The sequence below is a fragment of the Enterobacter cloacae complex sp. 2015409 genome (genome assembly GCF_041365315.1).
GTDB classification, from domain to species: Bacteria; Pseudomonadota; Gammaproteobacteria; order Enterobacterales; family Enterobacteriaceae; genus Enterobacter; species Enterobacter pseudoroggenkampii.
The window spans coordinates 24,104-50,564 of sequence record NZ_JBFTVM010000005.1; the positions used below are offsets into that span (position 1 = coordinate 24,104).

At 57.2% G+C, this 26,461-nt stretch carries 25 protein-coding genes; 7 read left to right on the forward strand and 18 right to left on the reverse strand.

What is annotated here, in order from left to right; all coding sequences use genetic code 11:
* Positions 1-19: 19 nt before the first annotated feature.
* Positions 20-2,107, forward strand: a complete 2,088-nt coding sequence (locus ACDO57_RS19535; protein WP_370884502.1) for a YccS/YhfK family putative transporter — start codon at positions 20-22, stop codon at positions 2,105-2,107.
* Here ACDO57_RS19535 and ACDO57_RS19540 read toward each other — a convergent pair.
* The 4 genes from ACDO57_RS19540 to ppiA form a co-directional block, all read right to left on the reverse strand.
* On the reverse strand, positions 2,104-3,324 hold the full coding sequence (locus ACDO57_RS19540) for an aspartate aminotransferase family protein (protein ID WP_370884469.1): 1,221 nt from the start codon (positions 3,322-3,324) through the stop codon (positions 2,104-2,106). The genes ACDO57_RS19535 and ACDO57_RS19540 overlap by 4 nt on opposite strands.
* Before the next feature lie 86 nt (positions 3,325-3,410).
* The gene (gene pabA, locus ACDO57_RS19545) at positions 3,411-3,974 is read right to left on the reverse strand and encodes an aminodeoxychorismate synthase component 2 (protein WP_248166261.1); all 564 of its coding nucleotides are present in this window, start codon (positions 3,972-3,974) and stop codon (positions 3,411-3,413) included.
* A gap of 30 nt (positions 3,975-4,004) precedes the next feature.
* Positions 4,005-4,589 (reverse strand): putative adenosine monophosphate-protein transferase Fic, encoded by a 585-nt coding sequence (locus ACDO57_RS19550; protein ID WP_370884470.1) that lies wholly within the window; start codon positions 4,587-4,589, stop codon positions 4,005-4,007.
* Between the two features lie 105 nt (positions 4,590-4,694).
* Positions 4,695-5,267 carry a peptidylprolyl isomerase A gene (gene ppiA / locus ACDO57_RS19555; RefSeq protein WP_023309471.1) on the reverse strand — a complete coding sequence of 191 codons (573 nt, stop codon included), beginning with the start codon at positions 5,265-5,267 and terminating at the stop codon, positions 4,695-4,697.
* Positions 5,268-5,545: 278 nt separating this feature from the next.
* Here ppiA and tsgA point away from each other — a divergent pair, with 278 nt between their 5' ends.
* Complete coding sequence (gene tsgA / locus ACDO57_RS19560; RefSeq protein ID WP_370884471.1) at positions 5,546-6,730, forward strand: MFS transporter TsgA; 1,185 nt, start codon at positions 5,546-5,548, stop codon at positions 6,728-6,730.
* An 18-nt stretch (positions 6,731-6,748) separates the two neighbouring features.
* Here tsgA and ACDO57_RS19565 read toward each other — a convergent pair whose 3' ends face one another.
* A complete protein-coding gene (locus ACDO57_RS19565) occupies positions 6,749-8,050 on the reverse strand; it encodes a cytosine deaminase (protein ID WP_032648350.1) in 1,302 nt (433 codons plus the stop codon).
* Positions 8,051-8,289: 239 nt separating this feature from the next.
* Here ACDO57_RS19565 and nirB point away from each other — a divergent pair, with 239 nt between their 5' ends.
* From nirB to ACDO57_RS19585, 4 genes are all read left to right on the forward strand, one after another.
* The gene (gene nirB / locus ACDO57_RS19570) at positions 8,290-10,833 is read left to right on the forward strand and encodes a nitrite reductase large subunit NirB (RefSeq protein ID WP_233396107.1); all 2,544 of its coding nucleotides are present in this window, start codon (positions 8,290-8,292) and stop codon (positions 10,831-10,833) included.
* Positions 10,830-11,156, forward strand: coding sequence for a nitrite reductase small subunit NirD (gene nirD, locus ACDO57_RS19575; RefSeq protein WP_032648347.1), 327 nt, complete (start codon positions 10,830-10,832; stop codon positions 11,154-11,156). Before nirB ends, nirD begins: the two co-directional genes overlap by 4 nt.
* A 110-nt stretch (positions 11,157-11,266) precedes the next feature.
* Positions 11,267-12,640, forward strand: coding sequence for a siroheme synthase CysG (cysG, locus tag ACDO57_RS19580; RefSeq protein ID WP_048989696.1), 1,374 nt, complete (start codon positions 11,267-11,269; stop codon positions 12,638-12,640).
* A gap of 137 nt (positions 12,641-12,777) precedes the next feature.
* Complete coding sequence (locus ACDO57_RS19585; protein ID WP_008503029.1) at positions 12,778-12,948, forward strand: YhfL family protein; 171 nt, start codon at positions 12,778-12,780, stop codon at positions 12,946-12,948.
* 143 nt (positions 12,949-13,091) lie between these two features.
* On the opposite strand, the gene trpS is transcribed toward ACDO57_RS19585, so the two are convergent.
* The 12 genes from trpS to pilM all read right to left on the reverse strand — a co-directional run bounded on the left by trpS (position 13,092) and on the right by pilM (position 23,075).
* On the reverse strand, positions 13,092-14,096 hold the full coding sequence (gene trpS, locus ACDO57_RS19590) for a tryptophan--tRNA ligase (protein WP_370884472.1): 1,005 nt from the start codon (positions 14,094-14,096) through the stop codon (positions 13,092-13,094).
* Complete coding sequence (gene gph / locus ACDO57_RS19595) at positions 14,089-14,850, reverse strand: phosphoglycolate phosphatase (protein ID WP_024907924.1); 762 nt, start codon at positions 14,848-14,850, stop codon at positions 14,089-14,091. Before gph ends, trpS begins: the two co-directional genes overlap by 8 nt.
* Positions 14,843-15,520 (reverse strand): ribulose-phosphate 3-epimerase, encoded by a 678-nt coding sequence (gene rpe / locus ACDO57_RS19600; RefSeq protein ID WP_024907923.1) that lies wholly within the window; start codon positions 15,518-15,520, stop codon positions 14,843-14,845. The genes gph and rpe overlap by 8 nt, the downstream gene beginning before the upstream one ends.
* Before the next feature lie 41 nt (positions 15,521-15,561).
* The gene (gene dam / locus ACDO57_RS19605) at positions 15,562-16,374 is read right to left on the reverse strand and encodes an adenine-specific DNA-methyltransferase (protein ID WP_024907922.1); all 813 of its coding nucleotides are present in this window, start codon (positions 16,372-16,374) and stop codon (positions 15,562-15,564) included.
* A gap of 67 nt (positions 16,375-16,441) precedes the next feature.
* Positions 16,442-17,758, reverse strand: a complete 1,317-nt coding sequence (gene damX, locus ACDO57_RS19610; protein ID WP_024907921.1) for a cell division protein DamX — start codon at positions 17,756-17,758, stop codon at positions 16,442-16,444.
* A 92-nt stretch (positions 17,759-17,850) separates the two neighbouring features.
* Positions 17,851-18,939 (reverse strand): 3-dehydroquinate synthase, encoded by a 1,089-nt coding sequence (gene aroB / locus ACDO57_RS19615; protein WP_024907920.1) that lies wholly within the window; start codon positions 18,937-18,939, stop codon positions 17,851-17,853.
* 57 nt (positions 18,940-18,996) lie between these two features.
* Complete coding sequence (aroK, locus tag ACDO57_RS19620) at positions 18,997-19,518, reverse strand: shikimate kinase AroK (protein WP_003861630.1); 522 nt, start codon at positions 19,516-19,518, stop codon at positions 18,997-18,999.
* A gap of 286 nt (positions 19,519-19,804) precedes the next feature.
* A complete protein-coding gene (gene hofQ, locus ACDO57_RS19625) occupies positions 19,805-21,028 on the reverse strand; it encodes a DNA uptake porin HofQ (RefSeq protein ID WP_370884503.1) in 1,224 nt (407 codons plus the stop codon).
* On the reverse strand, positions 20,955-21,359 hold the full coding sequence (locus ACDO57_RS19630) for a HofP DNA utilization family protein (protein ID WP_370884473.1): 405 nt from the start codon (positions 21,357-21,359) through the stop codon (positions 20,955-20,957). The genes hofQ and ACDO57_RS19630 overlap by 74 nt, the downstream gene beginning before the upstream one ends.
* A complete protein-coding gene (locus tag ACDO57_RS19635; protein ID WP_248273339.1) occupies positions 21,349-21,804 on the reverse strand; it encodes a HofO in 456 nt (151 codons plus the stop codon). The genes ACDO57_RS19630 and ACDO57_RS19635 overlap by 11 nt, the downstream gene beginning before the upstream one ends.
* Positions 21,805-21,807: 3 nt before the next feature.
* Complete coding sequence (locus ACDO57_RS19640; RefSeq protein ID WP_032648332.1) at positions 21,808-22,302, reverse strand: PilN domain-containing protein; 495 nt, start codon at positions 22,300-22,302, stop codon at positions 21,808-21,810.
* On the reverse strand, positions 22,299-23,075 hold the full coding sequence (gene pilM / locus ACDO57_RS19645) for a pilus assembly protein PilM (RefSeq protein WP_024907916.1): 777 nt from the start codon (positions 23,073-23,075) through the stop codon (positions 22,299-22,301). Before pilM ends, ACDO57_RS19640 begins: the two co-directional genes overlap by 4 nt.
* Before the next feature lie 120 nt (positions 23,076-23,195).
* Between pilM and mrcA the strand changes: the two genes are divergently transcribed.
* Entirely contained in the window at positions 23,196-25,748 is a 2,553-nt protein-coding gene (gene mrcA / locus ACDO57_RS19650; RefSeq protein WP_032648328.1) for a peptidoglycan glycosyltransferase/peptidoglycan DD-transpeptidase MrcA, read from the forward strand.
* Between the two features lie 79 nt (positions 25,749-25,827).
* Here mrcA and nudE read toward each other — a convergent pair whose 3' ends face one another.
* Entirely contained in the window at positions 25,828-26,388 is a 561-nt protein-coding gene (gene nudE / locus ACDO57_RS19655) for an ADP compounds hydrolase NudE (protein WP_023333707.1), read from the reverse strand.
* Between the last annotated feature and the right edge of the window lie 73 nt (positions 26,389-26,461).

A 26,461-nucleotide genomic window follows, 5' to 3' on the forward strand; every position in this document is an offset into this window, starting at 1 on the left:
GTTTTTGTCTCTACTCCCCATGTGGCGCAGGCTGATCTATCACCCGGAAGTTAACTACGCACTGCGACAAACGCTGGTGTTGTGTCTTCCCGTGGCTATAGGCCTGATCCTCGGACATCTTCAGCAAGGTCTGCTGTTTTCCCTCGTGCCTGCCTGCTGCAACATCGCCGGTCTGGACACGCCGCATAAGCGCTTTTTCAAACGCCTGATTATCGGCGGCTGCCTGTTTGCGGGCTGTAGCCTCGCCGTACAGCTTTTACTGGCTCGGGATATCCCGCTGCCGCTGATCCTGACCGTGCTGGCGATGACGCTCGGCGTCACGGCGGAAATCAGTTCGCTGCACGCCCGCCTGCTTCCCGCGTCGCTGATTGCGGCCATCTTCACGCTAAGCCTCGCCGGGAATATGCCGGTGTGGGAGCCGCTGCTGATCTACGCCCTGGGGACATTATGGTACGGCCTATTTAACTGGTTCTGGTTCTGGCTGTGGCGGGAACAGCCGCTGCGCGAATCCCTGAGCCTGCTCTATGTGCAGTTGGCGGAATACTGCGAAGCCAAATACACCCTGCTCACCCAGCATACCGATCCGGAAAAAGCCTTACCGCCGCTGCTGACGCGCCAGCAGAAGGTGGTGGATCTGATAAGCCAGTGCTATCAGCAGCTGCATATGCTCGCCGCCAACAAGAACCACGAGTACAAACGGCTGCTGCGCACCTTCCAGGTCGGGCTGGACCTGCAGGAGCATATCTCCGTGAGCCTGCACCATCCGCAGGAGGTGCAAAAGCTGGTCGAGCGCAGCCACGCCGAAGCGGTGATCCGCTGGAACGCGCAGACCGTCTCGGCACGTCTGCGGGTGCTGGCAGACGACATTCTTTACCACCGCTACCCCACGCGCTTTAACATGGAAAAACAGCTCGGCGCGCTGGAGAAAATCGCCCGTCAGCATCCGGATAACCCGGTCGGCCAGTTTGCCGCCTGGCACTTCAGCCGCATCGCCCGCGTGCTGCGCACCCAGCGCCCGCTTTATCCGCGCGATCTGATGGCGGATAAGCAAAAACGGCTGCCGCTATTGCCCGCGCTCAGGAGCTATCTGTCGCTTAAATCGTCCGCCCTGCGCAACGCCGCACGAATTAGCATGATGCTCAGTACCGCCAGCCTGATGGGCATGGCGCTGCATCTGCCGAAACCCTACTGGATCTTAATGACCGTGCTGTTTGTCACCCAAAACGGCTACGGCGCCACGCGGGTGCGTATTCTGCATCGCGCAGGCGGCACCATGGCCGGGCTGATCATTGCGGGCGTGACGCTGCACTTCCACGTGCCGGAAGGCTACACCCTGGCAGGGATGCTGGCGATCACGCTGGTGAGTTACCTGATTATCCGCAAAAACTACGGCTGGGCGATGGTGGGCTTTACGGTGACGGCGGTATATACCCTGCAGCTGCTCACGCTCAATGGCGAGCAGTTTATTGTCGCCAGGCTGATTGATACCCTGATCGGCTGCCTGATTGCCTTTGGCGGCATGGTCTGGCTGTGGCCGCAGTGGCAAAGTGGACTGCTGCGCCAGAACGCCCACGACGCGCTGGAAGCCGACCAGCAGGCCATTCGCCTGATCCTGAGCGACGACCCGCAGCCGTCGCCGCTGGCTTATCAGCGCATGAAGGTCAACCAGGCGCACAACGCCCTGTTCAACTCACTCAACCAGGCAATGCAGGAGCCGGGCTTTAATTCGCACTATCTGGCAGACATGAAGCTCTGGGTGACGCACAGCCAGTTTATCGTCGAGCATATTAACGCCATGACCACGCTGGCGCGCGAGCACACGATGCTGACGCCGGATCTGGCGCAGCGCTATTTGCAGTCGTGTGAAATTGCGTTGCAGCGGTGTCAGCAGCGTCTGGAATATGACTCGCCGGGTGAGTCGGGAGATTCGAACATTCTGGAAGCGCCGGAAACGTTAACCCACGGGCCAATGAGCACCCTGGAGCAGCATTTGCAGCGCGTACTGGGACATCTGAACACCATGCACACCATTTCGTCGGTGGCATGGCGTCAGCGTCCGCATCACGGGATTTGGCTAACCCGCAGGTTGAAGCGGACGGCGTATTAACCTTTTACGATCTTCGCGACCGCGGCGGCAAAGCGGGTTAATCCTTCTTCGATGTCTTTGTCTTCCACCACCAGCGAAGGTGCGAAACGCATTACGTCCAGCCCGGCGTTCAGCACCATCACCCCTTCGCGAGCGGCGGCGTGCAGGAAGTCGCGCGCGCGGCCCTTATACTGCGGCTTCAGCTCGGCACCAATCAATAACCCCATACCGCGGATCTCGCTGAACACATCGTACTGCTCGTCAATCTTTTGCAGGTGTTTTACGAACAGCTCGCGCTTCGCGCTGACGCCGTTCAACACCTCTGGCGTGTTGATGATGTCGAACGCGGCACCCGCCACGGCGCTCGCCAGCGGGTTACCGCCGTAGGTAGAGCCGTGAGAGCCAACGTGGAACGCGGAGGCGATCTCCTGCGTCGTCAGTACCGCACTCACCGGGAAACCGCCGCCGAGCGCTTTGGCGCTGGTCAGAATATCCGGCGTCACGCCGTAGTGCATATACGCGAACAGATCGCCGGTACGTCCCATTCCGCACTGCACTTCATCAAAGACCAGCAGCGCCTGATGTTCGTCGCACAGCGCGCGCAGCCCTTTCAGGAATTCCGGGGTTGCCGCGGTCACGCCGCCTTCACCCTGAATCGGCTCGACCACCACCGCGCAGGTGTGGTCGTCCATCACCGCTTTCACCGCGTGCAGATCGTTAAACGGCACGTGGACGATATCAGCCGGTTTCGGGCCAAACCCGTCGGAATACTTCGGCTGGCCGCCAACGGAGACGGTAAAGAAGGAGCGTCCGTGGAAGGCATTGTGGAAGGCGATGATTTTGGTTTTGTACGGGCTGTGGCGCGTTGTGGCGTAGTAGCGCGCCAGCTTAAAGGCGGTTTCGTTGGCTTCGGTGCCGGAGTTCATAAACAGCACGCGCTCGGCGAAGGTGGCATCGATGATCTTACGTCCCAGGCGCAGCGCCGGTTCGTTGGTGAACACGTTGCTGGTGTGCCACAGGGTTTCGCCCTGGGTTTTTAGCGCCTCAACCAGCGCGGGATGGCAATGACCCAGCGCCGTGACCGCAATACCGCCCGCGAAATCCACATACTCTTTACCCTGCTGATCCCAGACGCGGCTGCCCTTTCCCTTCACTGGGATAAACTCAGCCGGTGCATAAATCGGCAGGATCACTTCATCGAAAGTCGCGCGGGTAATTGCTGGTTGTTCAGTTGCCATGTCATGCCCATCCATTTTATGTCACATTGATTGTGAAAATATAATCACAAAATATGCATAAAAAATCACAGCAAGGCAACAGTTATTCAGCGATGGAGGAAATTTGCCAGCAGCGCATGGCCCTGCTCGCTGAGGATGCTTTCCGGGTGGAACTGCACGCCTTCGAGGTCCCATTCGCGGTGACGAATCCCCATGATCTCCTGCGTATCGCTCCAGGCCGTCACCTCAAAGCAGTCGGGCAGCGTCGGCGGGTCAATGACCAGGGAATGGTAGCGCGTCACGGTTAACGGATTATTGAGCCCCGTGAACACTCCGGTGCCCGTGTGGGTGACCGGCGAGGTTTTACCGTGCATCACTTTGGCGGCGCGCACGATGGTGGCACCAAACGCCTGGGCAATCGCCTGATGGCCCAGACAGACGCCCAGGATCGGCAGCCTGCCGGCATAGTGCTGGATCACATCCAGAGAAATACCCGACTCCGAGGGCGTACACGGCCCCGGAGAAATCACGATTTTCTGTGGAGCCAGCGTCTCGATATCGGCGAGATCGATCTCGTCGTTGCGACGAACAACCACCTCGGCACCCAGTTCGCAAAAATACTGGTAAAGGTTCCAGGTGAAGGAATCGTAGTTATCAATCAGCAGAATCATGGCGGCTCCCGAAAAAAATGCCGCCCTATTCTACTCAGATTCCCGCGCTTCGCTCACTACTTTGGCAAAGATAGCGTTCAGCGCGGATAAATCACCCGTTGCGCCGCTGCGGTTAGCCGCCACCCACTGCTCGGGATCGATATCGCGCCAGTCCAGCGCGTAGCCTGCATGGAGCGCCAATTGCTCGAAGAAAACGCGTTGGGCAATACCGTTGCCGCGCATGAAGGGATGCAGCATGTTGATTTCGCAGTAATAGTGGCTAACCCGGTCAACAAACGTCGCTTTCTCAAGACCCACAAGATATTTTTCGTTTTCCAGCGCCGCCATTAGCTCGTTGCCCATCTTCTCGATGTACTCAAAATGGCAGAAGGGAATGTCACCTTTAAAAATATCGTCCGTACGGAGTTCGCCTGCCCGCTTCATCTCGCTGCGGTACAGATGACGATGAATAAGGCACAGATGGGGCAACCCAGGCGCGGAAGGCCCAAGCTCCAGCGTCTCAATGTGGGGTTCCGAGGGACCATTACCTTTTTCAAGGAGACAACTGGCCTGTAAATTGACGTTACGCTGCTGTTCCCAGAGACGGGATTTTTGCTTGTCGGTGAGTTTTTTCACTTAACGCCTCCCTGAATAGTCCGTTTGCCACAAGTATAAGCAGCAAAACGCGCTTTCGCAGGGAGGGCGATATCACGCGGGCAGGAGAGCCCGCGTTCAGAAGAATTACGGCAGAACTTTTGCGGAGAGGATAACCACCGGTTTTGACGGCACATTCTGATACGGACCGACGTCGTGAGTAGGCACCTGAGAAATCTTGTCAGCTACGTCCATCCCTTTCACGATTTTACCGAACACCGCATAGCCGAAGTCACGCTGACCGTGGTCGAGGAAGGCGTTATCCGCCACGTTGAGGAAGAACTGGCTGGTCGCGCTATCTTTGTCTGCGGTACGCGCCATGGAGATGGTGCCGCGCTTGTTCAGCAGGCCGTTGTCCGCTTCGTTTTTAATAGGCGGGTTCGGCTGCTTCTGCTGCATCTGCTCGTTGAAACCGCCGCCCTGCACCATAAAGCCTGGGATCACGCGGTGGAAGGTGGTGTTGTTATAGAAACCACTGTTCACGTAGTCGAGGAAGTTTTTCACAGAAACCGGAGCTTTCTGGCTATTCAGTTCCAGCTCAATGTTCCCGGCGGAGGTGGTCAGCAGAACGTGAGGGTCCCCTTTGGCTGCCAGCGCAGCAGGGGAAACGGCAGAAAGAGCAAACACAGCTGCGACAGCCGCCAGTGTTGATTTGAGCATGAGAATTCCTTAACAAAGCGCAGTATAAAAAGCGAATGGCTTGATTCTAAAGAGCAGTATGAACGGAGACCAGCCTTTTACCTAATTTTACGAAATTGAAACAGTTGTAACCACGCAAACGGTTGGCTTTAGCACCATTTTGTGTGATCAGGATCACACAAAAACATGCAATGAAGTTCTAATTTCTCTTAAAAGATATGAATAGATCACTTTAATGTCTAAAATCTGCCCGCTCTCAGCGCCCCCTGGGCGCTTTTCTTTTTCTGAACAGGCCAGACATGACTAACAGCAATCGCATCAAGCTCACATGGATCAGCTTCTTCTCCTACGCCCTGACCGGCGCGTTGGTGATCGTCACCGGGATGGTGATGGGAAATATCGCAGACTACTTCCAGCTGCCCGTTTCCAGCATGAGTAATACCTTCACCTTCCTCAACGCAGGGATCCTGATCTCTATTTTCCTGAATGCCTGGCTGATGGAAATCGTGCCGCTGAAAACCCAGCTGCGTTTTGGCTTTGTGCTGATGGTCGCCGCCGTGGCGGGCCTGATGCTGAGCCACAGCATCGCCCTGTTCTCCGCCGCGATGTTCGTGCTTGGTCTGGTCAGCGGGATCACCATGTCGATCGGTACGTTCCTGATTACCCTTATGTATGAAGGCCGCCAGCGCGGCGCGCGCCTGCTGTTTACCGACTCCTTCTTCAGCATGGCCGGAATGATCTTCCCGATGGTCGCGGCCGTTCTGCTGGCGCGCAGCATTGAGTGGTACTGGGTCTATGCCTGCATTGGTCTGGTCTACGTGGCGATCTTTATTCTGACCTTCGGCTGCGAGTTCCCGGTGCTGGGCAAGAAAGCGCAAACCACCGCAGAGCCCGTTGCGAAAGAAAAGTGGGGAATCGGCGTGCTGTTCCTCTCCATCGCCGCCCTGTGCTACATCCTGGGCCAGCTGGGCTTTATCTCTTGGGTACCGGAATACGCCAAAGGTCTGGGCATGAGCCTGAACGATGCGGGTAAACTGGTGAGCGATTTCTGGATGTCTTACATGTTCGGCATGTGGGCGTTTAGCTTCATCCTGCGCTTCTTCGACCTGCAGCGCATTCTGACCGTGCTGGCAGGCCTGGCGACCGTGCTGATGTATCTGTTCATCAACGGTTCACCAGAACATATGCCGTGGTTCATTCTGACCCTGGGCTTCTTCTCCAGCGCCATTTATACCTCGATCATCACCCTGGGCTCCCTGCAGACCAAAGTGGCCTCGCCGAAGCTGGTTAACTTCGTTCTGACCTGCGGCACCATCGGCACCATGCTGACCTTCGTGGTGACGGGCCCGATCGTTGCCCACAGCGGCCCGCTGGCCGCGCTGCATACCGCGAACGGTCTGTACGCCGTGGTGTTCATCATGTGCTTCATCCTGGGCTTTGTGACCCGCCACCGCCAGCACAACGCGGCAGCGGCATCGCACTAAACCCTGCGCCCCTTTGCATTACGCAGAGGGGCTGTTTCTGGCGAAACTCACCTCTTCTCCCCCGACGTCCGTCTGGATCCAGGTCTGCGCCAGCTGCGTCGTAGCGATCACGCGCCCCTGACGAATCGACCAGCGCACCGGCACCTGGCAGCGCACCGCTTCAAACCCGCTCTCCGCAGGCAAAATAATCAGGTTTGCCGGGTTTCCCGTTTCAATACCGTAATCGCTCAGGCCGAAGGTACGGGCGCTGTTATGGGTGATCAGGTTCAGGCCGCTGTCGATTTGCGGGTAGCCCATCATCTGACAGACGTGCAGCCCCATATGCAGTACCTGCAGCATGTTGCCGGTACCGAGCGGGTACCACGGGTCGAAGACGTCGTCGTGACCGAAGCAGACGTTAATGCCCGCCTCCTGCAGCTCTTTCACCCGGGTGATGCCGCGACGCTTCGGATAGTCATCAAAGCGCCCCTGCAGGTGGATGTTGACCAACGGGTTCGCGACGAAGTTAATCCCCGACATTTTCAGCAGACGGAAAAGCCGCGAGGTGTAAGCGCCGTTGTAGGAGTGCATGGCGGTGGTGTGGCTGGCCGTCACGCGCGGCCCAATACCGGCCTCATACGCCAGCGCGGCCACCGTCTCGACAAACCGAGACTGTTCATCGTCGATTTCGTCGCAGTGAATATCCAGCGGACGGTCATACTTCTTCGCCAGCTCAAACGCGATGTGCAGCGACTGGACGCCATACTCGCGGGTGAACTCGAAGTGTGGGATCGCCCCCACCACGTCGGCCCCCAGCTTTAACGCCTCTTCCAGCAGCGCCGCGCCGTTCGGGTAAGAGAGAATACCTTCCTGCGGAAACGCGACGATTTGCAGCGTTACCCACGGGGCAACCTCCTGCTTCACCTCCAGCATCGCCTTCAGGGCGGTGAGCGTCGGGTCGGAGACATCCACATGGGTGCGAACAAACTGGATGCCGTTGGCAATTTGCCACTTCAGCGTTTTCCAGGCGCGCGCTTTAACGTCCTCATGACTGAGCAACGCCTTGCGCTCGGCCCAGCGCTCGATGCCTTCGAACAGCGTGCCGGACTGGTTCCAGTTCGGCTCACCCGCCGTCTGGGTGGTATCAAGATGGATATGCGGCTCGATGAACGGCGGAATAGCCAGCCCACCGCGCGCGTTCAATACTTCATAACTTTCGGCATGGGTGTCGTCCATCGGGGTGATGTCACCAAATCGCCCGTTCTCAATAGCGAGCTGCCACAGCCCTTCCCGACCCGGTAAACGAACATTCTGAACAAGCCATAACGGTGCTGTAGACATACCTTTCCCCTAAAAAACGCCGCTGATATTCAGGCGTATCGTTTTTTGCAAAATCGCCCCTGAGTTGTACACAAATTCAACGAACACGAAAAGCCTTCGATTTCCACTACTTATAAAAATCCTGACAAATCAGTCATATACCACCTAAGGAGTAGGCGAAGACGTATTTGATTTGCATCAATAAGCGCCCCTGCTGAATCGTTAAGGTAGGCAATAATAGAAAAGAAATCGAGGCAATAATGAGCAAAGTCAGACTCGCTATCATCGGTAACGGCATGGTCGGCCACCGCTTTATCGAGGATCTTCTCGATAAGGCCGATGCTGAGCAGTTCGATATTACCGTGTTCTGTGAAGAACCCCGCAAGGCGTACGACCGTGTGCACCTGTCTTCCTACTTCTCCCATCATACCGCCGAAGAGCTCTCTCTGGTGCGCGAAGGTTTCTACGAGAAGCATGGCGTAAAAGTGCTGGTGGGCGAACGCGCTATCACCATCAACCGTCAGGAAAAAGTGATCCACTCCAGCGCCGGGCGTACGGTTTTTTACGACAAGCTGATCATGGCGACGGGCTCCTATCCGTGGATCCCGCCGATTAAAGGCTCGGAAACGCAGGATTGCTTCGTCTACCGTACCATTGAAGACCTCAACGCCATTGAGTCCTGCGCACGCCGCAGCAAGCGCGGTGCGGTGGTCGGCGGCGGTCTGCTGGGCCTGGAAGCGGCTGGCGCGCTGAAAAACCTCGGCGTTGAAACCCACGTCATCGAATTTGCCCCGATGCTGATGGCCGAACAGCTGGACCACATGGGCGGTGACCAGCTGCGTCGTAAAATCGAAAGCATGGGCGTGAAGGTTCACACCAGCAAGAACACCAAAGAGATCGTTCAGGAAGGGACTGAAGCGCGCAAAACCATGCGCTTTGCCGACGGCAGCGAGCTGGAAGTGGACTTCATCGTCTTCTCCACCGGTATTCGTCCGCGCGACAAGCTGGCGACCCAGTGCGGGCTGGCCGTAGCGCAGCGCGGCGGGATCATGATTAACGACACCTGCCAGACCTCCGATCCGGATATCTACGCTATCGGCGAATGCGCCAGCTGGAACAACCGCGTATACGGTCTGGTGGCGCCGGGCTACAAAATGGCGCAGGTCGCCGTGGACCATATCCTCGGCAGCGAAAACGCGTTTACTGGCGCAGACATGAGCGCCAAGCTGAAGCTGCTGGGCGTGGACGTAGGCGGTATTGGCGATGCGCACGGCCGCACCCCGAATTCCCGCAGCTATGTCTATCTCGACGAAAGCAAAGAGGTCTACAAACGACTCATCGTCAGCCAGGACAACAAAACCCTGCTCGGCGCGGTGCTGGTGGGCGACACCAGCGACTTCGGTAATCTGCTCCAGCTGGTGCTCAACGCCATCGAACTGCCGGAAAACCCGGACGCGCTGATCCTCCCGGCGCACGCCTCCAGCGGCAAGCCGTCCATCGGCGTGGATAAACTGCCGGACAGCGCGCAGATTTGCTCCTGCTTCGACGTGACCAAAGGCATGCTGATCTCCGCGATCAACAAAGGGTGCCACACCGTTGCGGCGCTGAAAGCGGAAACCAAAGCCGGTACCGGCTGCGGCGGCTGTATTCCGCTGGTCACTCAGGTGCTGAACGCCGAACTGGCGAAACAGGGCATCGAAGTGAACAACAACCTGTGCGAGCACTTCGCGTATTCTCGCCAGGAGCTGTACCACCTGATCCGCGTGGAAGGCATTAAGTCCTTCGACGAACTACTGGCGAAGCACGGCCAGGGCTACGGCTGTGAAGTGTGTAAACCGACCGTCGGCTCCCTGCTGGCCTCCTGCTGGAACGAGTACGTGCTCAAGCCGGAGCACACGCCGCTGCAGGACACCAACGACAACTTCCTGGCCAACATTCAGAAAGACGGCACCTACTCCGTTATCCCACGTTCCGCCGGTGGCGAAATCACGCCGGAAGGGCTGGTCGCGGTGGGCCGTATAGCCCGTGAATTTAACCTTTACACCAAAATTACCGGCTCCCAGCGTATCGGCCTGTTCGGCGCGCAGAAGGACGACCTGCCGGAAATCTGGCGTCAGCTGATTGAAGCGGGCTTCGAAACCGGCCACGCGTACGCCAAAGCGCTGCGCATGGCGAAAACCTGCGTGGGCAGCACCTGGTGTCGCTACGGCGTCGGCGACAGCGTGGGCTTCGGCGTGGAGCTGGAAAACCGCTACAAAGGCATTCGTACCCCGCACAAAATGAAGTTTGGCGTCTCCGGCTGCACCCGCGAATGTGCGGAAGCGCAGGGTAAAGACGTGGGTATTATTGCCACCGAGAAAGGCTGGAACCTGTATGTGTGCGGCAACGGCGGGATGAAACCGCGCCATGCGGACCTGCTGGCGGCGGATCTCGATCGCGACACGCTGATTCAGTATCTCGACCGCTTCATGATGTTCTACATCCGTACCGCCGATAAGCTGACCCGTACCGCCTCCTGGCTCGATAACCTCGAGGGCGGCATCGACTATCTGAAATCGGTCATCATCGACGACAAGCTGGGCCTGAACGAACATCTGGAAGCGGAGATGGCGCGCCTGCGCGAGGCGGTGATCTGCGAGTGGACGGAAACCGTCAACACCCCGGCGGCGCAGACGCGCTTCAAACACTTTATCAACAGCACCCAGCGCGACCCGAACGTACAGGTTGTGCCGGAGCGCGAACAGCATCGTCCGGCGACGCCGTATGAACGTATTCCGGTCACGCTGGTGGAGGAAAATGCATGAGCCAGTGGGTAAACATCTGCAATATTAACGACATTCTCCCCGCCACCGGCGTCTGTGCGCTGCTGGGCAACGAGCAGGTGGCGATTTTCCGCCCTCGTCACGATGAACAGGTCTTTGCTATCAGCAATATCGACCCGTTCTTCGAGGCCAGCGTGCTCTCCCGCGGACTGATTGCCGAGCACCAGGGTGAACTGTGGGTCGCCAGCCCGTTGAAAAAGCAGCGTTTCCGCTTAAGCGACGGGTATTGCATGGAAGATGAGAGCCGCTCTGTGAAGCACTACGACGTCCGCGTGAAGGACGGTAAGGTGCAGCTGAAAGGCTAATCCCCCGCCCTTTTAGGGATAACGGCAGGAAAGTCGTATGTTCTGTGCGATCCCTGCTGTTATCCTGACGTCAATTCTTACCCCCTCCATGAATGCTGCGAGGTAACGTCGTGGATCACCTGCCGATTTTTTGTCAATTACGCAACCGCGACTGCCTGCTCGTGGGCGGCGGCGACGTGGCTGAACGCAAAGCGCGCCTGCTGTTAGAGGCTGGCGCCCGACTCACCGTCAACGCCCTCGACTTCGCCCCCCAGTTTGAGGTCTGGGCGCAGGAAGGGATGCTCACGCTGGAACAGGGTGCGTTTAATGAATCCCTGCTGGATACCTGCTGGCTGACCATTGCCGCGACGGATGACGATGAAGTGAACCAGCGCGTGAGCGATGCCTGCGAAGCGCGCCGTATCTTCTGCAACGTGGTGGATGCGCCGAAAGAGGCCAGCTTTATCATGCCGTCGATTATCGACCGCTCGCCGCTGATGATTGCGGTATCGTCCGGGGGACGTTCACCGGTTCTCGCGCGTCTGCTGCGGGAAAAACTGGAAGCCCTGTTGCCCCAGCATCTTGGTCAGATTGCGCATTATGCCGGGCAACTCCGCTCCCGCGTGAAGCAAACCTTCTCGACAGTGGGCGAGCGCCGCCGCTTCTGGGAAAAATTCTTTGTGAACGACAGGCTGGCGCAGTCGCTGGCGAATCAGGACGTGAAGGCGGTTGAAGAGACAACGACGCAGTTACTCTCCGAACCCCTGGATCATCGAGGCGAAGTGGTGCTGGTGGGCGCAGGTCCCGGCGATGCGGGTCTGCTGACGTTAAAAGGACTACAGCAGATCCAGCAGGCGGATATCGTGGTGTACGACCGTCTGGTTTCTGATGACATCATGAATCTGGTCCGTCGCGATGCCGACCGCGTATTCGTTGGCAAACGGGCGGGCTACCACTGCGTGCCGCAGGAGGAGATTAACCAGATCCTGCTGCGCGAGGCGCAGAAAGGTAAGCGCGTGGTGCGCCTTAAGGGCGGCGATCCGTTTATCTTTGGTCGCGGCGGCGAGGAGCTGGAAACCCTGTGCGACGCGGGCATTCCGTTCTCCGTCGTGCCGGGCATTACGGCAGCATCCGGCTGCTCAGCGTACTCTGGCATTCCGCTGACCCACCGGGATTACGCCCAGAGCGTGCGTCTGGTGACGGGCCACCTGAAGACCGGCAGCGAGCTGGACTGGCATAACCTGGCCGCCGAAAAGCAGACGCTGGTGTTCTACATGGGGCTCAATCAGGCCGCCACGATTCAGGCGAAGCTGCTGGAGCACGGTATGAATGCGGATATGCCCGTCGCGCTAGTCGAAAACGGCACCGCCATTACGCAGCGCGTGGTGGATGGTGTACTGACGCAGCTCGGTGAGCTGGCGCAGCAGGTTGAAAGCCCGGCGCTGATTGTGGTGGGCCGTGTGGTTGAACTGCGCGACAGGCTGAACTGGTTCTCGAATCACTAACGCATACTCTTCCTTCCCGGAGTAGTCCTTAAGCGGACTACTCCCCTCTTACCGCTGTCGATAACATACCGCCCGTATAGTGGAACTTTTCCATTTATTCCCTCGTATTACATCCATTTTTTAGACAAGGAATGCATATGTTCAAACTGGCAAAAGCCGCCGTTCTGGTTGGCCTGTTATCAACGCTGACGGCCTGCACCGGTCACGTACAGAACACCAAAAATAATTGCAGCTACGATTATCTGCTGCACCCGGCGATCTCCATTTCGAAAATCATCGGTGGTTGCGGCCCGGCAGCGCAGCAGTAAGCGTTTTACAGGCGTAAAAAAACCGGGATGTCCCGGTTTTTTTGTTTAGGGAAGTGCGGCCTGATGCCCTCACCCTGACCCTCTCCCACAGGGAGAGGGAACAAACCCTAAAAACGGTAACGTGGTTACCGTTTTGCTTTTACTTAAGGTTTACCCACAAACCCAATCGCGTTGTATACCGCTTTCAGGGTTTCGGACGCGCGTGCGCTGGCTTTTTCCGCGCCCTCTTTCATCACCTTCTGCAGGAAGGCTTCGTCATTGCGATAGCGTTTATAGCGCTCCTGAAGCTCGGTCAGCATGCCGGAAACGGCGTCTGCCACTTCACCTTTCAGGTGGCCATACATCTTACCTTCGAAATGTTGTTCCAGCTCAGGAATGCTCTGGCCGGTCACGCCGGAGAGGATATCCAGCAGGTTGGAGACGCCCGCTTTGTTCTGCACGTCGTAGCGCACAACAGGCGGCTCGTCGGAGTCGGTGACCGCGCGCTTGAGCTTTTTGACGACGGATTTCGGATCTTCCAGCAGGCCGATAACGTTGTTGCGGTTATCGTCAGACTTGGACATCTTTTTGGTCGGTTCCAGCAGCGACATCACGCGCGCACCGGATTTTGGAATAAATGGCTCAGGCACTTTAAACACATCGCCGTAGATCGCGTTAAAGCGCTGGGCGATATCGCGGCTCAGCTCAAGATGCTGCTTCTGGTCTTCACCCACCGGGACCTGGTTTGTCTGGTACAGCAGGATGTCTGCCGCCATCAGCACCGGATAGTCAAACAGACCGGCGTTGATGTTTTCAGAGTAGCGCGCGGATTTATCCTTGAACTGGGTCATGCGGCTCAGCTCGCCGAAATAGGTATAGCAGTTCAGCGCCCAGCCCAGCTGCGCGTGCTCCGGCACGTGAGACTGAACGAAGATGGTGCTTTTCTCAGGATCGATGCCGCAGGCCAGGTACAGCGCCAGCGTATCGAGAGTGGCTTTGCGCAGCTTCTCAGGATCCTGACGCGCGGTAATCGCATGGAGATCGACGATGCAGTAGATGCAATGGTAGTCATCCTGCATGCTGACCCACTGACGTAACGCACCCATGTAGTTACCAATGGTCAATTCACCTGAAGGCTGTGCGCCACTAAAAACGATGGGCTTAGTCATTATTCAATTCCTGATGTTCACTGTGCGAAAGCCCGAGTGCGGGCAACAAATCTTTGAAGTGGTCGAAGACCACATCCGGCTCACTTAGCGTGATGGCCTCACCGTAGTTGTAGCCATAGGTTAATCCGACGGAAGGACACCCTGCCGCTCGGGCAGCCAGAATATCATTGCGCGAATCCCCGACAAAGAGCAGCTCCGCGGGCGTTAAGGATAATTTTCCTGCCACCAGCAAAAGCGGTTCCGGATGCGGCTTTTTGTTCTGCACGTCATCGCCACCCACAATCACGGAGAAATACTTCGCGATATCGAGCGCTTCCAGCAGAGGCGCAACGAACGGGGTTGGCTTGTTGGTCACCAGCCCCAGCGGGATGCCCTTAGCGTGCAGCGCGCTCAGCGTTTCCTGAACGTCCGGGAACAGGAAACTGCCCTCCTCGACGGTCTCTTCGTAGAAACGATCGAACAATTTGCGCAGAATACGCAGCTGCTCATCCTTAGGAATGTCAGCGTGATCGACGCTCGGTTTACCCTGCGCGGAACGCTGCGACGCGCGCTCCTGGCGAGCCCACGTCAGCGCACGCTCCATCAGAACATCGGCGCCGTTGCCAATCCACGTTACCACGCGTTCTTCACCTGCAACGGGCAGCTCAAGTGCGTACAGCGCCTGATCTACGGCGCTCGTTAAGCCCGGCGCGCTGTCGACCAGCGTACCGTCGAGGTCGAATGCCACACCCCGAATAGCCTGTAATTTATCCATGACTTACCTTCGCCAGCTCGCGGCGCATTTCATCAATGACTTTTTTGTAATCCGGTTGGTCGAAAATGGCTGAACCGGCAACAAACATATCCGCGCCCGCTGCCGCAATTTCACCAATGTTATTCACTTTCACACCGCCGTCCACTTCCAGACGAATATCGTAGCCTGACTCGTCAATACGACGGCGAACTTCACGCAGCTTATCCAGCGTGTGGGGGATAAACGACTGGCCGCCAAAGCCCGGGTTAACGGACATCAGCAGGATCACGTCCAGCTTGTCCATGACATAGTCGAGATAGCTCAGCGGCGTGGCCGGGTTAAACACCAGACCCGCTTTACAGCCGTTCTCTTTGATCAGCTGCAGCGTGCGGTCGACGTGTTCAGAGGCTTCCGGATGGAAAGTGATGATGCTGGCACCCGCCGCGGCGAAGTCAGGCACGATGCGGTCAACAGGCTTCACCATCAGGTGAACGTCGATCGGCGCGGTAATGCCATAGTTACGCAATGCCTTGAGCACCATTGGACCAATGGTCAGATTCGGAACGTAGTGGTTATCCATCACGTCGAAATGGACAACATCTGCGCCAGCCGCGAGAGCTTTGGCGGTATCTTCACCCAGACGGGCAAAATCGGCCGACAGAATTGAGGGAGCAATCAAAAACTGTTTCATCCGCTTCTCCTTGAAATGTGTTTACCGGCGGGCAAAACGGCTCAGGGGCGATAAAGAGCCAGAAGTTCGTCCACCTTTTTACGTGTGCCGCCGTTGCTGCTAATGCTACGCCGCACTTTGACCTGAAAATGCTTCGCGGCTTTGTACCATTCGCGCGTATCAGGGGTATCGTGATTCGAAATTAACACCGGAATTCTTTTGCTGACCAGCTTTTCCGCCATCTCAGCCAGACGAGCCTGTTCGGCCGGGCTGAAGCTGTTGGTGTGATAGGCGGTGAAGTTCGCCGTCGCAGACAGCGGCGCGTAAGGCGGGTCACAGTAAACCACCGAGTTTACGCCTGCCAGTTCCATACACTCTTCATAGGAGAGGCAATGAAACTCTGCGTTCTGCGCTTTTTCGGCAAAGTGATACAGCTCGTCCTGCGGAAAATACGGGCGCTTATAGCGGCCAAAAGGCACGTTAAATTCCCCGCGCAGGTTATACCGGCACAGGCCGTTGTAACCATGTCGGTTGAGGTAGAGGAACAGCAGGGCTCTGCGGAACGGGTCCTGGCTCTGGTTAAACTCCGCGCGGTACTGGTAGTAAACGTCCGGGTTATTGTTCTCGGGCGTAAACAGTTTGCGCGCCTCGGCGACATACTCATCGGTACGCAGCTTAACGATGTTATAGAGGCTGATAAGGTCGCTGTTGATATCCGCCAGGATATAACGAGAAAAATCGGTGTTGAGGAACACCGATCCTGCACCCACGAAAGGTTCGATAAGACACTCGCCTTTAGGCAGGTGCTTTTTAATATCATCGAGCAGGGGGTATTTCCCCCCTGCCCATTTCAGAAAAGCGCGATTTTTTTTCATGCTGACTAACTGATTACACCTTCTCCAGCTGTGGAGAAAGCTCCGACAGCATCCTGCGCTTTAAACATTACTTCAGATCGGCCTGAACCTGATGAATCGGCTTCGCCCATGGGTTTTTCGCCTGAACATCAGCTGGCAGCGCCGCTACGGCACGTTTTGCTTCATCTTTGGACGAATAAACACCGCTCACAAGCACATACCACGGCTGACCGTTACGGGTCGTCTGATAAACAACGTAGTTTTTCAGATTTGATTTCTTCGCCCAGCTGTTGAGGTTGTCATAGTTAGACGAACTGCTCAGCTGCAGCGTGTAGTTGCTGGATGGCGCAGACTTCAGCGAGCCAACGTTACCTGCAGTTTTACCTGCTGCGCTGCTGGAGGCTGTTGCCGTGGCTGCTGGAGCCGTTGCTGCAGGCGCAGCTGTGGCAGCCGGTGCCGTGGTGGTCGCCGTGGCTTTCGGCGCAGTCTGCGTGACGGGCGCTTTAGCTGGCTCGCTCACCGCGGCCGTTTCGGTGTGTTTCGGCTGTGCCGGTACGGCTTTCACTTCAGGCGCTTTAACGACTGCCTGAGGTTTGGTTTCACGCTTAGGCTCAATCACCGCCTGCTTGCGTTCAGGACGTGTCGCAGTCTGCGTCTGGCGCGGCTTGGTTTCCGTCGCGGCCGCTTGCGGCTGAGCGTTACCACCGCGAACCGGGGCAACGGTTGCAGGTTCAGTTGGCAACGTAGAGTTAACCACGACGTTATCAACCTGCTGCTGGTTCTGCGGCTGCGTCAACGCATTGTTCAGGTCTCCCTGAACTTCTACGCGCTGCTGGCCTTCAGGCGTAGCAGGTGCCTGACCCTGAGCAGGGGTTGAAGAAACAGGCGGCAGAGAAACATCCTGCGGCGCTGCGGTGTTCCCTGCGGTCTGCTCTGCGGAAGTGGTACCCGGAGCAGGCTGCGCACCATTCGCCTGATTGGACGCATCGTTACCGGACAGGTTGATGCTCTTCTCAGCGGAAGCCGTTTGCTCGGTTGAGTTCGTTGACGGTGCTTTAAGCGCGGAGCCAATGCCGACAATCAGCAGCACAAGCACCAGAACGCCAAGGCCCATCATGATGTACTGGCGGGACGCCGGTTTAGGCGCAGCGGCTTTTTTACGTTTACGCGGGCGACGCTCTACAGGCTGTTCGTCCATTGAATCTTCTTCGGACTCATAATCCTCTTCTGCTCGCTCTTCGTGCGCGTTGCGGCTGCGCGAAGGGCGACGATCGTCTGCATCCAGATCAACATCGTCAAAGTTGATCTGCGGCTCGTTATCACGTTCTGAAGATTGACGAGAACGACCAGTACGACGATCGCTGGGATCGGGTTTCAGCTCGTCTTCTGGTTTGAATTCATCCATTTAACACCCCACTCAAAGGCTTATGCCAACGACTTTGCATTTCACCTGAAGCTAAACGACCACCTGCGACAGTGGCCTGACCTTTCTAGTTGTTACGCCTGCTGACAGTCAGCGATAGCGCCAAGAACGACATCGTGCGGCACTCCGCCGCGTACTTCACTCTTCCCTATTGCAAGCGGGAGTACAAGACGCATCTCACCTGCCAATACTTTTTTATCGCGCATCATGTGGGGTAAATACGCTTGCGCCGACATCTCCTGCGGCCCGGTCACCGGCAAACCTGCACGCTCAAGCAGCGCAATAATGCGTGCCGTCTCTTCCGGCTTGAACTGCCCGAGACGTTCGGAGGTGCGAGCCGCCATCACCATGCCGGCCGCAACGGCTTCACCGTGCAGCCAGTTACCGTAGCCCATTTCGGCTTCAATCGCGTGACCAAACGTATGCCCAAGATTCAGTAAAGCACGTAAGCCCGTTTCACGCTCGTCTGCGGCAACAACTTCTGCTTTCAGCTCACAGCAACGACGAATGCAGTATGCCAGTTTAGCCTCATCCAGGCCCAGCAGCGCATCCATATTCTCTTCAAGCCAGCTAAAGAACTCGCCATCCAGAATAATGCCGTATTTGATCACTTCCGCCAGACCAGAAGCCAGCTCGCGCTTCGGCAGCGTTTTCAGACAGTCGAGATCCACCACCACCGATGCGGGCTGGTAGAAGGCGCCAATCATGTTTTTACCGAGCGGATGGTTGACTGCCGTTTTGCCACCGACAGAGGAGTCGACCTGGGACAGCAACGTGGTCGGGATTTGAATAAAACGGACGCCACGTTGATAGCTTGCGGCCGCAAAACCGGTCAGATCGCCCACAACACCGCCGCCCAGGGCAAGCAGTGTTGTATCGCGACCGTGTGGTTTTTGCAGCAATGCGGTAAAGACGGTATCCAGTACCGTCAGGCTTTTATACTGCTCGCCATCGGGGAGAATCACACTGTCGACTTTTACGCCCGCCTGCTCAAGCAGGTGGCGTACGCGGTCGAGATAAAGCGGAGCCAGCGTCTCATTGGTGACCAGCATCGCCTGATCACCCGCTTTCAGTGGTAAAAAGGAAGCTGGGTCGTTAAACAAACCAGCCGCGATGGTGATAGGGTAACTACGTTCCCCGAGAGTAACTGTAATCCTCTCCATGACGCGACATCCACCTTTAATGCTTTTACCCGCAGGCGAGTGTATATAAAGCCAGAATCAGTTGCTTTCCAGCATATGAATAATCTGGTTTGCAACCACTTTAGCGCTCTGGTCGTCAGTACGAATGGTCACATCGGCAATCTCTTCATACAGCGGATTGCGTTCATCGGCCAACGCTTCCAGAACTTCGCGTGGTGGCGTTTCAACCTGCAGCAGCGGGCGCTTTTTATCGCGCTGCGTACGTGCCAGCTGTTTCTCGATAGTCGTCTCAAGATAGACCACTACGCCACGGGCGGAGAGACGGTTGCGGGTTTCGCGAGATTTCACAGAGCCGCCGCCTGTTGCCAGAACGATGCCCTGTTTTTCCGTGAGTTCGTTGATCACTTTTTCTTCTCGGTCACGGAAACCTTCTTCGCCTTCTACGTCGAAAACCCAGCCCACATCAGCTCCGGTTCGTTTCTCAATCTCTTGATCAGAATCGTAAAATTCCATATTGAGTTGTTGAGCTAACTGACGCCCAATAGTGCTTTTGCCGGCACCCATAGGCCCAACCAGAAAGATATTGCGTTTCTCTGCCATTTTATCGGTACTACTAAGACTATTCGTTAATGGTAATCCCCGCTGCGCAGACACCCGGCGTAGCAGGACATGAACTGAAACCTCATATGCAATAGAGCGAGAGTCAGACTAAAAATTATCTCAATACTCCGGCTTGTTTGGCAACTGATTAAATCACCGCGCCGGGCGCATAAGGTAATAAGACGTAAGTCCAACTCAAATCGGTACTCCTTGTATGCTAATTCATGCCCCACGTCAAACATCTGCAACAAACTGAATGCAAATTCATTGCGGGGATCGTTACCCGTCAGCGAATACCGACCAGACGTGGTGTAATAAACACCACTAACTCCCGCCGTTCGTTGTCTTTCCCGTCATGGCGAAAAAGCTGACCAAGCCAGGGGATTTTTCCCAGCCCCGGTACGCTGTCACTGCCGGTTTTGTTCTTCTGCGAAAAAATTCCGCCCAACGCCAGCGTTTCTCCACTTTTTACCTCCACCTGGGTTTCTATCTCCTGTTTGTCGATCGCCAGCGTTTCGCCGTCCGCCTGCTGTAGAACCTGTCCCGGCATATTTTCGCTGATGTGCAATTTCAGGCGCACGCGCCCTCCCGGCAACACCACCGGCGTGACCTCCATCCCTAATACCGCTTCCTTAAACTCAATGGAGGTTGCGCCGCTTTCACCGCTTGAGACCTGATACGGGATCTCACTCCCCTGCTTGATACTGGCCGGCTGCATATGCGAGGCCAGCAGCCGCGGGCTGGCGATGATATCGACCTGCTGTTTTTGCTCCAGCGCAGAGAGCTCCAGATCCAGCAGCCGACCATTGATCCGTCCGATGTTAAAACCCACGTGGCTGGTGGCGCTGGCGACGGAAAGATCGCTGCCAAGCGTGGTGAGCTGGCCAACCTTGCCCGCGTCGGTGGCGTCGGCGAGATTCCACTTCACTCCCAGCTCACGCAGGCTTTTTTCATTAATGGTCACAATGTGCGCCGCCAGCTCGACCTGTTCGACGGGAATATCCATCTGAGCGGCCCAGCGCTGCAGCGTCTCCACCACCGTCTGGTTATCCCGGATCAGCAGGCGATTGGTGCGTTTGTCGACGGATAAACTCCCCTTCGGGCTCAGGAGTTTTTCCGCGGCTTTTTGCAGCTCTCCGGCATCGGCATAAGAAAAAGGGATAGTGTGAGACACCAGCGGCGCATCAAGCTGTCGACGCGCCCGCTCATGTTCTGAACGTTCCCGCTGCTCACGCTGCCAGGCGGCGGTATGCACGTAAAAAATGCCCGCTTCCTCGCGCAGGACAAGTCCGGCACTGGAGACTACCGTCCGTAACGCCTGCCGCCAGGGGACGCGCGTCAGGTTTAGCGAAAGCGTGCCGCTGACATCAGGCGATACCACCAGATTACGGTTCTCCTGTGCGACCAGGGCCTGTAACACCTGAACCACAGGAACGTCATCCACCACCAGCGTGACCGGTTTTGGCTCGGCGGCCCACAGGGGATGGCTGAACGCCAGCAGCCACAGCATTATCCGTAAATTCATTTTTGTCCGTTCCTTCTCGTTGCCACGTCCATTTTTCTGGTTCACATGTGTCACCCACATCAACAACCAGTTCCGTTGCATTGATGGCTGTTATCGTCCAGCCTGCCGGGAAGCGCTCATGCGTTTTCAGCCGGTACCAGCGCTTTTGCCCATCCTGTAAAATGCCGATAGCCTGCTGTCCTTCCACCATGCCGCGATAGTGCCACTGCGCCAGCTCGCCAATGGCGCAGGGATCGTCCGGCGGGTGAAACGGATCGCGCATGCCGGTCAATAGCAGCGCTGAGCAAACCAGCAAATATCGCGCGCTATTTCGCATGTGCCAGCTCCAGCCGCAGGCGCAACGCCGTACCTTGTGGCGAAATCGCAAAAGCGGCGATCTGCACATCCCGCTGCGCCAGCCGGGAAAAAAGCGCCGGAAGCGCCTGCCACTCAACCTCCAGCATCAGTTCCCCTCCGTTCTGCAGCGGCTTCCAGTGAACCAGCGTCGTGTTATCACCCTGAAAATCGAGCGGGGAAAAAGATATCAATTCCCGTGATTCCGGCGTTTCCGGACGAAACGGCACCTTTCTGACCGCAAGCCATAACGCTGCGTTAGCTCTCGTGTCCTGAATCAGCTGGCGCTGTCGTTCAGCACACTGCCTGTCTACCGGTCTGAGCAAGGTGCCCCACGCGGCCAGTCCTGCCAGGAGACTCCCCAGACACCAGAAGAGCACCCGATACCAGGGACGGCTTTCGCACCAGCGTTCTAACAGGGTATCCACGCGTTACCCCTCGCTTTTAAGCTGAAGGGTGAACATCCAGCGCCCCTGGCTGTCCCGCCGAAGCTCACCCGCCGTCCCGGGCGTAAAACCCGCTATTTGGCCAAGCGCATCGCGCAGAGCAGACAGGGCCGGCAGGGTTATGGCATACCCGCTCAGCATCAGAGCAGGAGGCTGATAGCGCAGCTCTGTCAGCCAGACCTGTGCCGGAATGGTGCGGGAAAGGGCTTCCAGCACCGGTTGCCATGCACGTCGTTGAATTTCCTGCGCTGGCAGCTGCGCCTGTGAGGCGAGTCTCTGCCGGGAGAGAAGCACATGCTGCACGGCCTGCATGCCCGTCAGATCCGTTTGCAGCGCGTGCAGCCTCATAAGAGGGTTCATCCGCAGACAGAAAATGGCCATGAAGATTAACAGTACGGTACCGACACACATTGCGCCCCAGAAACGCAGGCATCGCGCGCGCCGCTGCTGCCGCCAGGGCAGAAAGTTCATGATGCTCATCCGGGCACCTCGCTCATGGCCAGCGCCAGCGCAACGGTATAATCAGCGCCGCAGTCCGGCAGCGGGGCATGGCAGCGCTCAAGGATTTCCCACGGGTCACGTCGGCTATCAAACAGCGCGATGTCATCCGGACCAAGCGCCAGCAGCGCCGACAGCTCAGCCACATTGTCTGCTTCTGTGGTAAAGCGTCGTCCCCACTGGTGGCGCATCGCCCAGAGCCACTGCCGCTCGTCCCGCCAGGCGATGCACTTCGCTGGTGTCACCGCAGGAAGAAGATTCGCCAGAGCGCTGGCATCCGGCGTAATGGTCATCAGCCGCAAACGCAGCGCCTTCGCCAGCGCCAGAAGGGTGTCAACCTCGTTGTTTTGTGCGGCTGTCACCTGAAAGGTATTGCTGAGCGTATCCTGCACGTAATCGAAACAGAGCGTATCGGCAGACATCTCCAGTTCGCGGGCGAGCGCGGCGCCAAGCCATGAGAGCTGCTCGCTGTCGCGCAGCGCAACGGTCGGACGGGCAAGCGACCGCTGCAGGGTGCGTGCAGCCGGGAAAGAGAGGAACGCCCGGTGGTAGTGCGGCAGCGTTTTTCGCCAGTCGCGTAACGCATCAACCAGCTGTTCTGACTGATAAATTTTGCCGTCACGAATGATGCCTTCAGCCAGCGGGATTGCCCACCAGCGCCGCAAACACCAGCCGGACTTCTCCCGGGCCAGTGCGACGATCAGCACCCTATCCTGTTGAATATGAATGCCCGTTTGCCAAGTTTTGAAAGCCATGCTTCACGATCTCCTTATCGCCCGTCACCCTGACGGCTATATCAATGAATCAGGCTTGCCTTTATACTACCGCGCGATTGTTTAGAAACTGCCCAAGTGAAACCAAATGGGAAATCTCCGGTGAAGTTCGTAAAGTATTTATTCATCCTTGCAGTCTGTTGCATTCTGCTGGGAGCAGGCTCGATTTACGGTTTGTACAAATATATTGAGCCACAGCTACCTGATGTCGCCACGCTTCGCGATGTGCGACTCCAGATCCCGATGCAAGTCTATAGCGCCGATGGCGAGCTCATGGCGCAGTATGGCGAGAAGCGTCGTATTCCGCTGACCTTAAACCAAATTCCCCCTGTGATGGTGAAAGCCTTTATCGCCACGGAGGACAGCCGTTTTTACGAGCACCACGGTGTCGATCCGGTGGGGATTTTCCGCGCCGCGAGCATTGCGCTGTTCTCTGGTCACGCCTCTCAGGGGGCGAGTACCATTACGCAGCAGCTGGCGCGTAACTTCTTCCTCAGCCCTGAAAAGACGCTGATACGTAAGATCAAAGAGGTGTTCCTTGCTATCCGTATTGAGCAGCTGCTGAGCAAAGACGAAATCCTTGAGCTGTACCTCAACAAAATCTACCTGGGCTACCGCGCTTATGGCGTGGGGGCTGCCGCACAGGTGTACTTCGGTAAGCCTGTTGAGCAACTCACCTTAAGCGAAATGGCAACCATTGCCGGTCTGCCGAAAGCGCCGTCCACGTTTAACCCGCTCTACTCGCTCGATCGCGCCACCGCGCGTCGGAACGTCGTCCTGTCACGTATGCTGAGCGAAGGCTACATCAGCCAGAGCGAGTACGAGCAGGCGCGTAACGATGTCATTGACGCTAACTACCACGCCCCTGAGATCGCCTTCGCCTCCCCTTACCTGACCGAAATGGTTCGCCAGGAGATGGTGAATCGTTATGGTGATAAGGCCTATGAAGATGGCTATCGCGTGTACACCACCGTCACCCGCAAAGTTCAGCAGGCGGCGCAGGAAGCGGTACGCAACAACGTGATGGACTACGATATGCGTCACGGCTATCGCGGCCCGTCAAACGTGCTGTGGAAAGTGGGCGAAAGCGCGTGGGACAGCAAAAAAATCACCAGTACGCTGAAGGCGCTGCCAACCTACGGTCCGCTCCTTCCTGCCGTGGTGACGCAGGCCGATCCTCAGGAGGCCGTTGCGACGCTTGCGGACGGTACCTCCGTCTCCCTGCGTATGGACGGTATCCGCTGGGCGCGTCCGTACCGCTCGGATACGCTGCAGGGCGCCACGCCGCGTAAAGTGACCGACGCGGTACAAACCGGGCAGCAAATCTGGGTGCGCAAGGTAGGTGAATCCTGGTGGCTGGCGCAGGTGCCGGACGTCAACTCGGCCCTGGTCTCGATCAACCCGCAGAACGGCGCCATCCTGGCCCTGGTCGGCGGGTTTGATTTCAACCAGAGCAAATTTAACCGCGCCACCCAGGCGCTGCGTCAGGTCGGTTCCAATATCAAACCGTTCCTCTACACGGCAGCGATGGATAAGGGCTTGACCCTCGCCAGCATCCTGAACGACGTGCCAATTTCCCGCTGGGATGCCGGTGCCGGTTCCGACTGGCAGCCGAAGAACTCCCCTGCGGAGTATGCCGGTCCTATTCGTCTTCGTCAGGGCCTGGGACAGTCGAAAAACGTGGTGATGGTACGCGCCATGCGCGCGATGGGCGTCGACTATGCCGCAGAGTATCTGCAGCGCTTCGGCTTCCCGGCGCAGAATATCGTTCGCACCGAGTCGCTGGCGTTGGGCTCAGCCTCCTTTACGCCGCTTCAGGTTGCACGCGGGTACTCGGTGATGGCCAACGGCGGCTTCCTGATTGACCCGTACTTCATCAGCAAGATCGAGAACGACCAGGGCGGCGTGCTGTTTGAAGCGAAGCCGAAAATTGCCTGCCCTGACTGCGATATTCCAGTCATTTATGGCAATACGCCGAAATCCGACGTGCTTGAAAACAAGGACATGGAAGACCCAGCCGTGTCGCAGGAGCAGCAGAACGGCGTTGTGCCGCAGCCGCAGCTGGAACAGGCGAACCAGGCGCTGGTGGCGCAGACCGGTGCGCAGCAGTATGCCCCGCATGTGATCAACACGCCGCTGTCGTTCCTGATCAAGAGCGCGCTGAACACCAACATCTTCGGTGAACCGGGCTGGCAGGGTACCGGCTGGCGTGCAGGACGTGATTTGCAGCGCCATGATATCGGCGGTAAAACGGGGACAACCAACAGCTCGAAAGACGCGTGGTTCTCCGGTTACGGGCCGGGCGTGGTGACATCGGTCTGGATCGGCTTCGACGATCATCGCCGCGACTTAGGTCGTACAACGGCCTCCGGCGCGATTAAGGATCAGATTTCCGGTTACGAAGGCGGAGCGAAGAGCGCGCAGCCGGCCTGGGACGCCTACATGAAGTCCGTTCTTGAAGGCGTGCCGGAGCAGCCGCTTACGCCACCGCCAGGCGTGGTGACGGTCAATATCGACCGCAGCACGGGTCAGCTCGCCAACGGCGGTAACAGTCGCGAAGAGTATTTCATTGAGGGCACCCAGCCAACCACACAGGCGGTGCATGAGGTGGGCACAGAGATCATCGACAACGGCGAAACGCACGAGCTGTTCTAAACATAAAAATGCCCGGTAAAAACCGGGCAAAGCATCGTAGGCCGGGTAAGGCGAAGCCGCCACCCGGCTTTTTTATGGCCTACAGCCGCCCCTGCCCCTTCAGCCACTCCCGTACCAGGAACAGCGCGCTCACGTTGCGAGCCTCGTTAAAGTCAGGGTCTTCCAGCAGGTCCATCAGATGCGCCAGCGGCCAGCGAACCTGCGGCAGCGGCTCCGGCTCATCCCCTTCCAGCGATTCAGGATAGAGATCTTCAGCGACCACAATATTCATTTTGCTGGAAAAATAAGACGGCGCCATGCTCAGTTTTTTCAGGAATGAAAGCTCATTCGCCCCGAAACCGACCTCTTCTTTCAGCTCGCGGTTTGCCGCTTCAAAGACGGTTTCACCCGGATCGATAAGCCCTTTCGAGAACCCAAGCTCGTAAGATTCCGTTCCCACAGCGTATTCGCGGATCAAAATCAGATGATCGTCGATAATGGGAATAATCATCACCGCTTCGCGCGACGAGGGGCGCATACGTTCATAAACGCGACGCACACCGTTGCTGAACTCCAGGTCCACACTTTCAACATTAAACAGCCGCGATTTGGCGACAGTTTCAACATTCAGAATGGTGGGTTTTTGTAGTGGTTTGCTCATCGTGATGGGTCTTAGCAGTGAGAACTGGGGTTATTGTGCGATACGCCGCACGGTTTCGGCAATGTCAATTGTT